The following is a 14,524-nucleotide window of genomic DNA, read 5'->3' as shown; positions in this document are numbered from 1 at the left end:
ATGACGCAAAGGCCCTCCTGTGGTCCTACCGGAAGGCTCCCGCGACCAGATCGGCCAGCAGCGCGCCCGCACGCCCGTCCGGGTCCAGATCCGGGTCGTAGATGGTGACGTTCATCCCGACACAGCGCGGTGAGCGCGCCAGTACGCCGAGCAGCTCGGCGAGTTCGTCGGGGATGAGCCCGCCCGGGTCGGGGCTGTCCACGGCCGGCATGACGGCCGGGTCCAGTACGTCGGCGTCCAGGTGCACCCAGAATCCGGCGGTCTCCGGCGGGTGCAGCCCCTCCAGTGCCGCCCGCGCCACCGGTCCGGCCCCGCGCTCGCGGATCTCCCCCACCGTGGCCACGGAGATCCCGGCCGCGTGCAGTTCCGCGAGGTCCGGGTCCGCGTCCCGCAGGCCGAAGAGCCGTACGTCCTCGTCCCGCAGGTAGGGGGACCGTCCTTCCAGGTCGGCGAGATCGGCCTGGCCGCGGCCGGTGGAGAGGGCGAGCTCCTCGCCGCCGGCCGCGCCGACGGGCCCGTTCACGGCCTCGTTGCCGGGGTGGCGGAAGTCCGCGGAGCCGTCGATCGCGGCCAGTCCGTACCGTCCGATCCGGCGCATGGCGAGGGCGGCGCCGAGCTGGATCGAGCAGTCGCCGCCGAGGACGACGGGGAACTCCCCGGCCCGCAGGTGGCGTTCGATCCGGTCGGCGAGCGTGACGGTGTAGGCGGCGAGGGCCTCGGCGTGGAACACGCCGTCACCCTCCTGCCAGTCGCCGCGGTCGTAGCGCGGCGGGACGACCACCCCGCCCTCGCGCGCGCCGAGCCGGGCGAGGAGGCCCTGTTCGCGCAGGGCCCCGGCGAGCTTGTAGACGCCGGGCACGGCGCCGGGCGCGGGCGGGCGCAGGCCGAGGTTGGACGGGGCGTCGAGGAGCACCAGGGTTCGCATGCCCTCATCCTGTGCGATGGGCCCCCTCGGGGACCCGCATTTCTGTGGTGATCGCCCAGCGCTCGTGGTCGCGCCAGGCTCCGTCGACGTACAGGAAGCCGGGGGAGAGTCCTTCGCGGCGGAAGCCCGCTCCCCGCACGAGGGCGAGGGAGGCGGTGTTGCCGGGCTGGACGTTAGCCTCCAGGCGGTGCAGCCCGAGGCCGTTGCCGGCTTCGGGGGCGAAGGCGTGGGCGAGGACCAGCCCGAGGGCTTCGCGGAAGAGGCCCCGCCCGGCGGCGTGCGCGAAGGCCCCGTAGCCGAGGGCCCCGCACTGGAAGGCTCCGCGCACGATGTTGTTGACGTTGACGAAGCCGGCGATGGCTCCGGTCTCCCGCTCGCAGACGAGGAAGCCGGCGCGGCCCTCGCCTTCGGTCAGCCGGGCCGCGTACGGCTCGTACTCCTCGATGGTGGCGGGCGGCGCCAGCCACGGATGGTGGAGCTCGCGGCTCTCGTGGACGCGTGCGGTGAACTCGGGCCCGTCGGCGAGCCGGAAGGGGCGCAGGCCCACGCGCTCGCCCTCCCCGAGGTAGGTCGAAAAGGTCATCGCCCCAGGCTAGGCCTGTGACACCATCACCGGCGTGATCAAGGACGAGACGAACACGGGCACGGGCACCGGCACGGGCACCGGCACCGGCACCGGCACCGGCACGACGCTGCGCCGGGCCGCGCTGAACAACGCCCTGTGGTGTGACGCGGTGTGCGCGGCGCACGGCCTGGCGCCGCGGTTCGACGACGCGCACGTGTGGCTCAGCACGAGCCGGACCCCGCCGCTGTACCCCGATGCGGTGACCCTGGACCCGGAGGTCTCGGCGCCGTCCGTCCTCCAGTGGATCGACACGGCCTCCCCCGGCTGCTCGGTGAAGGACAGCTTCGCCCGCCTGGACCTGACCGGAGACGGCTTCGAGGTGCTGTTCGAGGCGCAGTGGATCCACCGCCCGGCCGGGGCTCCGGTCCCGGAGGCGGCCCCGTCCGGGCTGGAGTGGTCCGAGGTGACCGGTGCCGAGGAGCTGGCGGCCTGGGAGACCGCCTGGGGCGGCGAGGAGAGCGCCGGGCTGTTCCGTCCCGCCCTGCTGCGCGAGGGCGTCGTCTTCCTGGCGGGCCGTGCCCCGGGGGACGCCGGGGGCCGGATCGTCGCCGGGGCGGTCGCGAGCACCGGAGGCGGTGTGGTGGGCGTCTCGAACCTGTTCGCCGGTGACGGGACTTCGGCGGACGCGGCCTGGGCGGGCGTCCTCGGCGCGGTCGCCGCCCGCCGGCCGGACCTGGACGTCGTCGGCTACGAGGGCGGGGCGGACCTGGACATCGCGGTCCGCAACGGTTTCACGGCCATCGGCCCCCTGAGGGTCTGGCTGCGCACGAACGAGCGGACCCGCCACCCGCTGCGCGGGACCGCGTAGGACGGCGCCCCCGTGGCCGTCGCGGGCATCGCCCCGGGCGCCCCGCTGCCCGGCTCCGTCTGGTGGAGCGTGCGCACCGCGGCGACGGCCCGGGGCCTGTCGTCACACGCCCGTCTGCCCCGCGGGGCCGCCCTCCGGGCGACGACGGGAGTGTGACGACAGGCCCTAGGGCTCCAGCGTCAGCCGGGGGACGTCGGTCCTGTCGATGCCGAAGACCTGGGCGTACAGGGACAGTTCGGCCTCCAGCGCCCGGATCATGGTGTCCGCCCGGCGGAAGCCGTGGCCCTCGCCCGCGAACGCCACGTATGCGTGCGGCACCGGCCGGCCCCGCAGGGCCGCCAGGAAGCGCTCTGCCTGGGCCGGCGGGCACACCGCGTCGTCCAGGCCCTGGAGCAGCACGAACGGCGCCGTGATCCGGTCGGCGCGGGCCACCGGGGAGCGCTCGCGGCAGAGCACGGCGAGGGTCGGCGGTGGCCCTGCCAGGCTCTCGACGTAGCGCGACTCCAGGTCGTGGGTCTCCTCCGCGAAGCCCAGCAGGTCCAGCACCGGGTAGATGATCGCGGCGCAGGCGTAGAGATCGGTGGCGGCCAGCGAGGCCGCCGCCGTCCAGCCGCCGGCGCTGCCGCCGCGGATGGCGAGCCGGTCGGGGTCGGCGGTGCCCTCGGCGGCCAGCGCCCGGGCCACCGCCGCGCAGTCCTCCACGTCGACGACGCCCCACTGTCCGCGCAGCCGCTCCCGGTAGGCGCGGCCGTAGCCGGTGGACCCGCCGTAGTTGACCTCGACCACGCCGATGCCGCGCGAGGTGAAGTACGCGATGTGCAGGTCGAGTACGGGCGGCACGTGGTCGGTGGGACCGCCGTGCGCCCACACCACGTACGGGGGCAGTTCGTCGGCCGCGGCCCGGCAGGCCGGGTGGTGCGGCGGGTAGACGTGCGCGTGGATCTGGCGGTCGTCGGGGCCGAGGAAGGTGCGGCTCTGCGGTTCCGGGTAGTAGGCCGGGTCGACCGGGTCCACGCCGTGCGCGCCGATCACCCGGGCGTGCCCGGTCGCGGTGTCCAGCTCGACGACCTCGTACGCGCTGCGCGGGCTGGCGGCGACCCCGTAGACCCGGGTGCCGTGCACGGCGAGCGTCGGCTGCCAGGCCGTCCACGGCCCGGCCGCGTCGACCAGGTCGCCGCTCTCGGCGTCGAGGATGCCGAGCACCGGGGAGCCCTGGCCGTGCAGGACGGCGAGGAGCCCTCCGCCGGCGCCCGCGGCCCGGGTGGCGCCGTCGGGCAGCGGCGCGATCCAGCGCAGCCCGGGTTTCCACAGCGGGCCGCCGAACTCCTCTTCCCTGGGGCAGAGGTTGACGGCTCCGCCCGTCTCCGGGTCCACCCGGTACGGGTTCCACCAGCCGCCGCGGTCGCTCACGGCGAGGAGGGTTCCGCCGGCCGTCCAGTCCACCTGGGCCACGGACTCCTCGGGGCCGCCGAGCACGGTCCGGACCCCGGTCAGCGTCGCGTCCGCGGTGATCCCGGCCAGCTTCAGCTCGGTGCCGTCCCAGGGCATCCGGGGGTGGTCCCACACCAGCCAGGCCGCGTGCCGGCCGTCCGGGGAGAGCCGGGGCCCGGTGGTGAAACGATGCCTGTTGTCCGTCAACTCCCTTACGGCCGCGCGGTCTTCCGCCGCCGATCCGTCGAGCGGTACGGCGGCCAGCACTCGGCGCACGTCGGTCGGGGCGGGCCCGGTGAACTCCTCCAGCACGCACCAGACCTCACCGCCGCGCAGCACCGGGTCGGCCCAGCGCAGTCCGCCGCCGGTCCCGGACAGGGGGGTGAGGGGGCGCGGCGCCGGGGTGCCGGGGGCGTCCGGCTCGTAGGCGTACAGCCGCTGGTCGGCGAAGTGGACGAAGACCAACAGGGGCCCGCAGGCGGGCCGTTCGACTCCGGCCCAGGGCTGCCCGCCGTACTCGGTGACCCGGCTGCGCACGTTCCACGGGGCGGGCAGTTCGGTGAACTCGGCGCCCCCGTCGGCGAGTCGGCGGCGGACGAGGGTGCGCCGGCCGGCCTCGCGCGGCCGGGGCTCGGTCCACCACACCTCGGGGCCGACCGTGCCGACGTACTCGGGGCGCCCGTCGAGCGCGGCGGCCGGCGCGGCGTCGATGGGCGAGGGCCAGCTTCCGTAGGGCCGGGTCGGCGCCGCCATCACCGGGCCCCGCTCACAGGGACCGCAGCGCGTGGTCGAGGACGCGGACACCGAAGTGCAGGGCTTCGACGGGGACCCGCTCGTCCACGCCGTGGAAGAGGGCCCAGTAGTCGAAGCCGGGCGGCAGCTTCAGCGGGGAGAAGCCGTAGCCGGTGATGCCGAGGCGGGAGAACTGCTTGGCGTCGGTGCCGCCCGCCATGCAGAAGGGCACCACGTGCCCGTCCGGGTCGAACCGCTCGACCGACTCGCGCAGGATCGCGAACGTCCGTCCGTCCACCGGGGCCTGGAGCGGCACCTCGCGGTGGTGGAACTCCCAGTGCACGTCGGGGCCGGTCAGCTCGTTCAGGGTGGCGGTGAACTCTGCCTCGCCGCCCGGCAGCATCCGCCCGTCGACGTAGGCGGTGGCGTGCTCGGGGACCACGTTGAGCTTGTAACCGGCGCTCAGCATCGTCGGGTTGGCGCTGTTGCGCACGGTCGCCTCGACGAGGGCGGCGGCCGGGCCGAGCTTGCCGAGGACCGTGTCGAGGTCGAAGCCGGGCCGGCGCGGGTCCACCGACAGGTCCTGCAGGGCCGCGAGTTCGGTGATGCACGCGGTGACGGTGTCGGTGAGCCGGACCGGCCACTCGTACGCGCCGATCCGCGCCACGGCGGCGGCGAGCCGGCTGACGGCGTTGGCCTTGTTGGGCTTGGAGCCGTGTCCCGCGGTGCCGCGCGCGGTCAGCTTCAGCCAGGCCGTGCCCCGTTCGCCGGCGGCGATGGGATAGAGGGCCGGGCGGCCGGGGCCGGTGTGCACGGTGAAGGCTCCGGACTCGCTGATGCCCTCGGTGCAGCCCTCGAAGAGGTGCGGGTGCCGGTCGGCGAGGAAGCCCGACCCGTCGACCGCGCTGTCCTCCTCGTCGGCGGTGTAGGCGATCACGATGTCCCGGCGCGGCCGCACTCCGGCGCGCGCCCAGGCCCGTACGACGGCCAGCACCATCGCGTCCATGTTCTTCATGTCGACGGCGCCGCGACCCCACACCACGCCGTCGCGGACCTCGCCGGAGAAGGGGTCCACGCTCCAGTCGGCGGCCTCGGCGGGGACGACGTCGAGGTGGCCGTGGACGAGGAGGGCCTCGGCGGTGGGATCGGTGCCCTCGATCCGGGCGACGACGTTGGTGCGGCCGGGGGTGCGCTCCAGCAGGACCGGCTCCAGGCCGGCCGCCGCGAGCCGTTCGGCGACGTATTCGGCGGCGGGCCGCTCGCGGCAGTCGCCACCGCCCCGGTTGGTGGTGTCGATCCGGATGAGGTCCGAGGTGAACTCGACGGCCTCGTCGAGGGCCGCTTCGTCCACGGCGCCGACGGCCTCCGCGAGTGCCCCGTCGTTGATTGCGTGCATGTCAGCCATACTGCTCCTCCACGGCCGCCGAGACGACCGTCGTGACCGCCTTGAAGGCCCGGATCCCCTCGTACATCGTCTCGCTGGTGTACGCGACCCTGCGCTCCCCGCACTGCTCCACGCCCGGGACCACCGTCGCGGTCATGGCCAGGTGCTCGGCGTCGAACTCCAGCTCCACGGTGAACGGGCCGCCGCGGACCGGCTCGTACCGTACGGCGAGGGCGGTGGCCTCCTTGGCCGCGGCCCGGATGTCGGCGGCGGTGCGGGCGGGGGTCCGGCAGACGGCGGCGTAGCGCGAGACGTGGTCCTTGACCGCGACGGTCACCGCGCCGGGGGCGTAGCCGGCGGCGTCGACGCAGGTCAGGTCGTCGCCGGTGACGAGGACGACGGGGACGCCGTACTCGGCGACGACGTGCGCGTTGAGCAGTCCCTCGCTGGCGCGGACCTCGTTGACCCAGACCCCGGTGATGGAGTTGGCCAGGTAGGTGTGGGCGAGGACGCCCTCGGTGCCGGCGCCGGTGTGGTAGCCGACGAAGGCGATGCCGTCGACGTCGCCGTGCTGGACGCCCTCGACCATGGAGAGGGTCTTGTGGCGGCCGGTGAGCATCTCCGCGCGGGCGTCGAGCCGCTCCAGCAGCAGATTGCGCATGCTCCCGTGCGCCTCGTTGATGACGACCTGGCCGGCACCGCCGTCGTAGAAGCCGAGCACGGCGGCGTTCACGTCGGAGGTGAACATGGACCGGCAGCGTTCCCACTGCGGGGTGCCGGGCAGCACGTCGGCGGGCCAGGTGACCCCGGTGGCGCCTTCCATGTCGGCGGAGATGAGGATCTTCATCGGGCCCCCGTGCGGTCGGATGCGCAGGGCCCCACACTAACCGCCGCGCCCCTCCCCGGCCCGGGGCCACGCCCGGCCCCCGCGGGTCCGATCAGTTCACCCGATCCGGTGAGGCCGTGCACCGGGCCCCACCGGCAACGGACGGGCTCAGGCCTCGACTTCGGAGGCGAGGTTGGCCAGCAGGGTGTCGTAGATGCGGGCGAGGCCCTTGGGCGCGAAGGTGCGCTCGAAGAAGCCGCCGATGCCGCCGGCGCCGTTCCACACGGTGGTGACGACGGCCCTGGACTTGCCCTCGCCGGCCGGGGTGACCACCCAGGTGGTGACCATGGAGGAGTTGCGGTCCTTCTCCACGAGCTGTCCGTCGGTGGGCTCGGTGACCTCCAGCAGGCAGTCGCGCACGCGCTTGCTGGTGGCCTGGAGCTTCCAGCGGACGAGGGTGCCCTCGCCGTCGCCGCCCTCGCGCACCTCGTACTCGCTGAAGTGCTCGGGCAGCAGCTTCTGCCGGGTCCCGCTGTAGTCGGCCAGCGTGTCGAAGACCGTCTCCGCGTCGGCTCCGATGATGCGCTCCGTGGTGGCCTCGACCTGCGCCATGCCTGTTCCTCCAGCAGTTGTGTCCGCTCGTCACGGCGAAGCCAACCACCTCGGGGGCGGTGGCCCAAATCCGCATCGGACGTGACAGCGGACGGACACGAGGAGCGTGTCGTCCGGCAGCCCGGCGAGGTGGGCCGTGGTGCCCCGCGGCCCGGGGGCCGGCGGCGGGGTGTGCGGGCAGGTCGCGGGGTCGCCGCAGGCGCCGTGCACGGGCCGGTTCCCCTCCTCCCACCACCAGCCGTCGAGGGTGAGGAGGCTGCCCGGCCCGGTGGCGCGCGAGGCCTCGCGCGCGACGAACTCCTCCCGGGACCGCTCGCCCAGCCACCGCTCGGTGTACGTGTCCGTGTCGGCTCCCGGCAGCGGCGGATATCCCGAGCCGCACGATCATGGGAACGTTTGTTCTATTCTCGGGGCAGAGCTACCGAGGGAGGCGCTCATGCGCTGGGACAACCTGACCGAGGGCGCCACGGGGCCCGCCGCGCTCTTCGGGGCCGACGCCGTCGTGACGCGCACCTTCGACACCCCCGAATTCCGCGGGATCACCTTCCACGAAGTGCGGGCCCGCTCGATCGTCAACCGGGTGCCCGGCGCCTCGCGCATGCCGTTCGAATGGACCGTCAACCCGTACCGCGGCTGCAGCCACGCCTGTGTGTACTGCTTCGCCCGCAAGACGCACAGCTACCTCGACCTCGACACCGGACTCGGCTTCGACTCGCAGATCGTCGTCAAGACCAACGCCCCCGAGCTGCTGCGCCGCGAGCTCGGCTCGCCCCGCTGGAGCGGCGCGCACATCGCCATGGGCACCAACGTCGACTGCTACCAGCGCGCCGAGGGCCGCTACCGGCTGATGCCCGGCATCATCGAGGCCCTGCGCGACCACGCCAACCCCTTCTCCATCCTCACCAAGGGCACCCTGATCCTGCGCGACCTCCCGCTCCTCCGGCAGGCCGCCGAGCTGACCGAGGTCGGGATCTCCGTCTCCGTCGGCTTCACCGACACCCCGCTGTGGCGGACCGTCGAGCCCGGCACGCCCTCCCCCGCCGCCCGGCTGGGCGCCGTACGGACCCTCACGGACGCCGGCATCGAGTGCGGGGTGCTGATGGCCCCGGTGATCCCCTTCCTCGGGGACCGCCCGGAGCAGCTGCGGGCGACCGTCCGCGCCATCGCCGAGTCCGGGGCGACCTCCGTGACACCCCTGGTACTCCATCTGCGCCCCGGCGCCCGCGAGTGGTTCACGGCCTGGCTCGGCGAGCACCACCCGCACCTCGTGGAGCGGTACGAGCGGATGTACGCGGGCGGCTCGTACGCCCCCACCTGGTACCAGCGCCAGATCACCCGCCAAGTCCACGAACTCGCGGCCGAATTCGGCATCGGCCCGTCCCGGCGCGGCGAGGCCCGCCGGGTCGTCACGCCCGAGCGCCCGGCCGAGGAGACGCCCGCCGGGGTCACCCAGCTCACGCTGCTGTGACCTCGGTCGGCCCCTGAAGGCTCATCACATCGGGCCAATAAGCAGCCAAATCCCGCCTTCCAGGCGCGGTTTCCGGGACGATTCCGCCCAGAACCCTCGGCTGGGAGGCCCCATGCTGCACCCCTTGAAGAAGCGCGCCGCTGTCCTGCTGTCGATCGCCACCGTCGCCACCGCCCTCGCGGGCCCGGTCGCCGCGGCCCCCGCGGCGGAGCGGGCCGCCGCGCTGCGGTGGACCGGCTGTGCGACCCCGCGCCACCCCACCTTGCAGTGCGCCTCCCTCAAGGTCCCCCTCGACCACTCCCGGCCCGCCGGACGCCAGATCTCCCTCGCGCTGACCCGGGTCCCGCACACCGCCGCCACTTCCCAGGGCCCGTTGCTGGTCAACCCGGGCGGGCCGGGCGGCAGCGGCCGCAGCCTGGCCGGATTCATCGCCTCCGCCCTCCCCAAGGACGTGGCCGCGCAGTACGACGTGATCGGCTTCGACCCGCGGGGCGTCGGCAAGAGCGAGCCCGCCCTCGACTGCGCGGCCGGCCACTTCGCCCCCGTCCGGCCGGACTCCGTACCCGTCGACGAGGCGACCGAGCGGGCCAACCTGGACCGGGTTCGGGCCTTCGCCGAGTCCTGCCAGGCCAAGCACGCGGACGTGCTGCCGCACATCGGCACCGTCGCGGCGGCGCAGGACATCGAGGCGCTGCGCGCCGCCCTCGGCGCGGAGCGGATCAGCTACTTCGGCTACTCGTACGGAACCTACCTGGGCGCGGTGTACGCCAAGCTCCACCCGGGCCGGGTGCACCGGCTCGTCCTGGACTCCGTGGTAGACCCGGGCGGGGTCTGGTACGAGGACAACCTGGCCCAGGACCAGGCCTTCGACACCCGGCACAAGGCGTTCCTGGCCTGGGTGGCCGCGCACGACTCCGTCTACGGGCTCGGCAGCGACCCGGCGGCGGTCGAGGAGCGCTGGTACGCGATGCGCGGGGCGCTGCGGGAGACCCCGGCGGGCGGCAAGGTGGGCGCGGCCGAGCTGGAGGACACCTTCATGCCGGGCGGCTACTTCAACGGCTACTGGCCGAACCTGGCCGAGGCCTTCGCGGCGTACGCGGTGAAGCAGGACCCGAAGCCGCTGGTGGCGGCGTACGAGCGGTTCGGTGCGGTGGAGCCCTCGGCGGGCAACGGCTACAGCGTCTACACGGCGGTGCAGTGCCGGGACTCGGCCTGGCCGCGGGACTGGAACCAGTGGCGCGCGGACATGTGGCGCACGCACGCCAAGGCGCCGTTCATGACCTGGAACAACGCCTGGTACAACGCCCCGTGCGCGTTCTGGCCGACGGAGCCGCTGCAGGCCCCGGACGTGACCAACGCGGACCTGCCGCCGGCCCTCCTCCTCCAGGCGACGGAGGACGCGGCGACCCCGTTCGCGGGTGCGCTCAGCATGCGGGACAAGCTGAAGGGCTCGGCCCTGGTCGTCGAGGAGGGCGGCGGCAACCACGGAATCGCGCTCAGCGGCAACAAGTGCCTCGACGACAAGGTGTCGGCGTACCTGAGGACGGGGCAGGCCGCGGACGCCACCTGCGCCGCCCAGGCGGCCCCGAAGCCGGCCGCGGCGACGCGCGCGGTCCCGCCCTCGGCGGGCGGCGCGGCCCTGCACGGCCTGCTCGGCTTCCGGGGCTGATCAGGCGAGCGCGCGCAGTGCGGCCGTCGCCGCCACGGCGAGGCGGGGGTGGGACTGGGCGCGGGTGAGGATTTCGCGTGCGCGGGGGTCGGCGAGGGCGCCGAGCCCCTCCACGCAGGCCAGGGCCACCCGCCAGTACGGGTCGTTCGGGGACAGCAGCCGCGACAGGGTGCTCAGCAGGGCCGGTACGGACTCGGGGGCGCGCAGGGCGGTGAGCAGCCGGACGGGCTGGAGCGCGTAGGCCGTGCGCAGGCCGTTGGTGGCGAGAGCGGCGGCCGCGCGGGCGGTGCGCGGGTCGTCCAGGACGGCCAGCGCCTCGGCGGCGGCCGCGCAGCGGGGCGGGTCCCGGTGGTTGAGCAGCAGGACGAGGGACTCGAAGGCCCGGCGGTCGCCCGCGAGGCCGAGCCGGTACGCGGCCAGTTCGCGGGCCCACAGGGGCAGTCCGGCGGTGGTCAGGGAAGCCGCCAGGCCTTCCGGGCCGGCCGCGAGCAGGACCTCGTACTCGGGGGACTGCCCCGCCTCCGCCCGCAGGCGCTCCAGCACGTCGTTCACCCGGCCACCCTAGGCCGGGGCGGCGGCCGCCACGCCGGGTTCCGGGAGATCGGCGGGGGCCGGTTGATCGATGATCGATGATCGGTAATTTGGGCGGTACAGGTCACATCTCCGCGCTCTGGCGCGCCAGTTACCGACGAGTTACTGTCTTCGTAACGCAATACGTACGAGGGCGGCCTGGTGACGCAGCCGCCTCGTGTCGGTCGGTTCGTTTTTCGCACGGCGTGACCCCGGGACAGGGTTCCGCCGGTTCCGCCCTCCGGGCTCCCTTCCCTCTGGGTCCTCCCGCCGGGCTTCTTCCCCTTGGGCCCTCTCCCTCGGGATTCCTCACCGCACGGCATTCCGTACGGCTTCCCGCACGGTTTCCGCACGGGTCTCCGCACGGCCTTCCGTACGGCACCAGCGCGCGCTGTGCGCCGCGCGCCCCTCAGTCGTCACCCTCTTCCACTGGAGTCCCTCGATGGACCGTCAGTCCAGTCAGCCCACCCTCCAGACCATCGCCGTCGTCGGCCTCGGCACGATGGGCACCGGCATCGCCGAGGTCCTCGCCCGGGCCGGCCGCGAGGTCATCGGCATCGACGTCAGCGAGAGCGCCGCCCGCCGGGCCGCGGCCTCCCTCGCCTCGGCCACCGCGCGCTCCGTCACCCGGGAGCGCCTCACCGAGCAGGAGCGGGCCGACGTGCTCGCCCGCTTCCGCACCTTCACCGACCTGGGCGCCGCCGCCGAGGCCGACCTCGTGATCGAGGTCGTGCCCGAGTCGTACGAGGTCAAGCAGCAGGTGTTCCGCGAGCTCGACGCGATCGTGCGCCCCGACACCATCCTGGCCACGGGCACCAACGCCCTCTCGGTGACCCGGCTCGCCGCCGAGTCCCAGCGCCCCGAGCGCGTGCTGGGCCTGCACTTCTTCAACCCGGCCCCGGCGATGAAGCTGGTCGAGGTCGTCTCCTGCGTCCTCACCGCCCCGACGGCCGTGGACGCGGTCACCGAGCTGGCGCGCGACCTCGGCAAGGAGCCCGTGGCGGTCGGCGACCGCCCCGGTTTCGTCGCCGACGGCCTGCTCTTCGGCTACCTCAACCAGGCCGCCGCCATGTACGAGGCGAAGTACGCCTCCCGCGAGGACATCGACGCGGCGATGCGGCTCGGCTGCGGTCTGCCCATGGGCCCGCTCGCGCTGCTCGACCTGATCGGCGTGGACACCGCCCGGACCGTCCTGGAGGCCATGTACGCCTCCTCCGGCGACCGGCTGCACGCCCCGGCCCCGATCCTGGGGCAGCTCGCCGAGGCGGGCCTGACCGGGCAGAAGTCGGGCCGCGGGTTCTACACGTACGAGGCGGCCGGCAGCTCCACCGTCGTGCGCGACCTCCAGACCCCGCCGGACGGCTCCCTGCTCGGCAGCGGCCGTCCGGTGAGCTCGGTCGGCGTGGCCGGCTCCGGCACCATGGCGAGCGGCATCGCCCAGGTCTTCGCCCAGGCGGGGTACGACGTGGTGCTGGCCGCCCGCAGCCAGGAGAAGGCGGAGGCCGCCAAGGCCGCGATCGGGAAGTCCTTGGGCCGTGCGGTGTCCAAGGGCCGGCTGACGCAGGAGGCGGCGGACCTGACGCTGGGCCGGATCACCCCGGCCGGTTCCCTGGACGCCTTCGCCGAGGTGGACCTGGCCGTCGAGGCCGTCGCCGAGGACCTGGCGGTCAAGCAGGAGCTGTTCGCCACCCTGGACAAGGTCTGCAAGCCGGGCGCGGTGCTGGCCACCACCACCTCCTCGCTGCCGGTGATCGCGGTGGCCCGCGTGACCTCGCGCCCGCAGGACGTGATCGGCATGCACTTCTTCAACCCGGCGCCGGCGATGAAGCTGGTCGAGGTGGTCCGGACCGTCCTGACCGCCGACGACGTGCACGCCACGGTCCGCGAGATCTGCGTGAAGGTGCGCAAGCACCCGGTGGACTGCGGGGACCGGGCGGGCTTCATCGTGAACGCGCTGCTGTTCCCGTACCTCAACAACGCGATCAAGATGGTCGAGCAGCACTACGCGGGCATCGACGAGATCGACGCAGCGATGAAGCTGGGCGGGGGCTACCCGATGGGGCCGTTCGAGCTCCTCGACGTGGTCGGCCTGGACGTCTCGCTGGCCATCGAGAAGGTCCTCCACAAGGAGTTCCGCGATCCCGGCCTGGCCCCGTCCCCGCTGCTGGAGCACCTGGTGGCGGCGGGCTGCCTGGGCCGGAAGACCGGCCGCGGATTCCGTGAGTACGCCCGCCGGTAACCGGTCGGGCCACGAGCCGGATGCGTGGGGAGGGCTGCTCGGGTCCGCCGGACCCTCACGGCGGACTGACCCTCCCGAGCCCAGTGCGGGCCCTCCCCCGCATCCACCCCTCTCCCACCCCCCGCAGGCGCGCTCCCCCGCGCGAATGAAGTACTTTCGCTCTATGTCCCAGCCCGCCAAGACCTCGCCCCGCGCCGCCACGGCCTCCGACACCCCGGAGAGCCCGGCCGGCACCAAGGCGGCCGCACAGCGGCTCAAGATGCGCCGCGAGCTCGCCGCCGCGGCCATGGAGCTGTTCGCGACCAAGGGGTACGAGGCGACGACGGTCGACGAGATCGCCGCGACCGCCGGGGTGGCGCGCCGGACCTTCTTCCGGCACTTCCGGTCCAAGGAAGAGGCGATCTTCCCGGACCACGACGACACCCTGACCCGCGCCGAGGCCGTCCTCGACGTGGCGCCGGCGCACGAGCACCCGCTCGACACGGTGTGCCGCGGGATCAAGGAAGTCATGAAGATGTACGCCGCCTCGCCCGCGGTGTCGGTGGAGCGCTACCGGCTGACCCGCGAGGTGCCGGCGCTGCGTGAGCGGGAGATCGCCTCCGTGGCCCGGTACGAGCGGCTGTTCACCCGCTACCTGCTGGCCCACTTCGACGAGCACGACCACCACGACGGCAATGACGACCCGCTGCTGGCCGAGGTGGCCGCCTCGGCGGTGGTCACCGCCCACAACCACGTACTGCGGCGCTGGCTGCGGGCGGGCGGCCAGGGGGACGTGGAGGCGCAGCTGGACCACGCCTTCTCGATCGTCCGGAAGACCTTCGGGTCGGGGATCGGCGCGGGCCGCACCCTGAGCACCGCGCCGGCCGCGCCCGCGGCGGTCCGTACGGAGGGCGAGGTGCTGGTCGCGGTGGCCCGCACGGACGCCCCGCTGGACGAGGTCATGCGGACCATCGAAGAGGCACTGCGCAACAAGTAGCGACAGCCGTGGCGACTCTCGTCACAGCGGCCGCCCCCGTTTCGGGGGCGGCCGCTTTTTTGTGTCCGGTGTATGTCCGGCTTGCCCCTACTCGCCGGTAACTCTGATCGATCATCGCTCATCGGTGCAGGTCAATCGGCAAATGAGAGAAAGTTTTGGCACGCGGTGCCTTGCCGCGTGACACGGGGTGCCATACGTTGAATCTCGTCCGGATGTCCCCGCGACCCGTGCCCACACCGCACGGAACGCGCCCCGGATG

The 14,524-nt window shown here is 73.8% G+C and carries 12 protein-coding genes; 5 read left to right on the top strand and 7 right to left on the bottom strand.

Annotation, left to right across the window (positions count from 1 at the left end):
• Positions 1 to 25: 25 nt before the first annotated feature.
• Positions 26 to 925 (bottom strand): arginase family protein, encoded by a 900-nt coding sequence (locus ACZ4VT_RS23335; protein ID WP_467952336.1) that lies wholly within the window; start codon positions 923 to 925, stop codon positions 26 to 28.
• A 4-nt stretch (positions 926 to 929) separates the two neighbouring features.
• Entirely contained in the window at positions 930 to 1,508 is a 579-nt protein-coding gene (locus ACZ4VT_RS23330; RefSeq protein WP_467952334.1) for a GNAT family N-acetyltransferase, read from the bottom strand.
• Between the two features lie 109 nt (positions 1,509 to 1,617).
• Between ACZ4VT_RS23330 and ACZ4VT_RS23325 the strand changes: the two genes are divergently transcribed.
• Positions 1,618 to 2,358: a hypothetical protein gene (locus ACZ4VT_RS23325; protein WP_467952390.1), complete on the top strand. Its 741-nt coding sequence runs from the start codon at positions 1,618 to 1,620 to the stop codon at positions 2,356 to 2,358.
• A gap of 165 nt (positions 2,359 to 2,523) precedes the next feature.
• Here the strand turns inward: ACZ4VT_RS23325 and ACZ4VT_RS23320 are convergent, their stop codons facing one another.
• The 4 genes from ACZ4VT_RS23320 to ACZ4VT_RS23305 form a co-directional block, all read right to left on the bottom strand.
• Positions 2,524 to 4,542: a S9 family peptidase gene (locus ACZ4VT_RS23320; RefSeq protein WP_467952333.1), complete on the bottom strand. Its 2,019-nt coding sequence runs from the start codon at positions 4,540 to 4,542 to the stop codon at positions 2,524 to 2,526.
• 13 nt (positions 4,543 to 4,555) lie between these two features.
• The gene (locus ACZ4VT_RS23315; protein WP_467952331.1) at positions 4,556 to 5,917 is read right to left on the bottom strand and encodes a M20/M25/M40 family metallo-hydrolase; all 1,362 of its coding nucleotides are present in this window, start codon (positions 5,915 to 5,917) and stop codon (positions 4,556 to 4,558) included.
• Position 5,918: 1 nt separating this feature from the next.
• Complete coding sequence (locus tag ACZ4VT_RS23310; RefSeq protein ID WP_467952329.1) at positions 5,919 to 6,752, bottom strand: M55 family metallopeptidase; 834 nt, start codon at positions 6,750 to 6,752, stop codon at positions 5,919 to 5,921.
• A gap of 147 nt (positions 6,753 to 6,899) precedes the next feature.
• Positions 6,900 to 7,343, bottom strand: a complete 444-nt coding sequence (locus tag ACZ4VT_RS23305) for an SRPBCC family protein (protein WP_467952327.1) — start codon at positions 7,341 to 7,343, stop codon at positions 6,900 to 6,902.
• A 436-nt stretch (positions 7,344 to 7,779) separates the two neighbouring features.
• On the opposite strand from ACZ4VT_RS23305, the gene ACZ4VT_RS23300 reads away from it, so the two are divergent.
• Together ACZ4VT_RS23300 and ACZ4VT_RS23295 are read left to right on the top strand one after the other, a co-directional pair.
• Entirely contained in the window at positions 7,780 to 8,811 is a 1,032-nt protein-coding gene (locus ACZ4VT_RS23300; protein ID WP_467952325.1) for an Rv2578c family radical SAM protein, read from the top strand.
• 112 nt (positions 8,812 to 8,923) lie between these two features.
• Complete coding sequence (locus tag ACZ4VT_RS23295; RefSeq protein ID WP_467952323.1) at positions 8,924 to 10,480, top strand: alpha/beta hydrolase; 1,557 nt, start codon at positions 8,924 to 8,926, stop codon at positions 10,478 to 10,480.
• Here ACZ4VT_RS23295 and ACZ4VT_RS23290 read toward each other — a convergent pair whose 3' ends face one another.
• Positions 10,481 to 11,032 carry an adenylosuccinate lyase gene (locus tag ACZ4VT_RS23290; protein WP_467952321.1) on the bottom strand — a complete coding sequence of 184 codons (552 nt, stop codon included), beginning with the start codon at positions 11,030 to 11,032 and terminating at the stop codon, positions 10,481 to 10,483. It lies immediately after the preceding gene.
• A 460-nt stretch (positions 11,033 to 11,492) separates the two neighbouring features.
• Here ACZ4VT_RS23290 and ACZ4VT_RS23285 point away from each other — a divergent pair, with 460 nt between their 5' ends.
• Together ACZ4VT_RS23285 and ACZ4VT_RS23280 are read left to right on the top strand one after the other, a co-directional pair.
• Positions 11,493 to 13,289, top strand: coding sequence for a 3-hydroxyacyl-CoA dehydrogenase family protein (locus tag ACZ4VT_RS23285; RefSeq protein WP_467952319.1), 1,797 nt, complete (start codon positions 11,493 to 11,495; stop codon positions 13,287 to 13,289).
• A gap of 163 nt (positions 13,290 to 13,452) precedes the next feature.
• The gene (locus ACZ4VT_RS23280; protein ID WP_383571578.1) at positions 13,453 to 14,265 is read left to right on the top strand and encodes a TetR family transcriptional regulator; all 813 of its coding nucleotides are present in this window, start codon (positions 13,453 to 13,455) and stop codon (positions 14,263 to 14,265) included.
• Positions 14,266 to 14,524 lie beyond the last annotated feature (259 nt).

It is taken from the genome of Streptomyces sp. NPDC029164, assembly GCF_055563995.1.
Note: the sequence above shows the minus strand (reverse complement) of the source record. Positions and strands in the feature narration are given on the sequence as shown.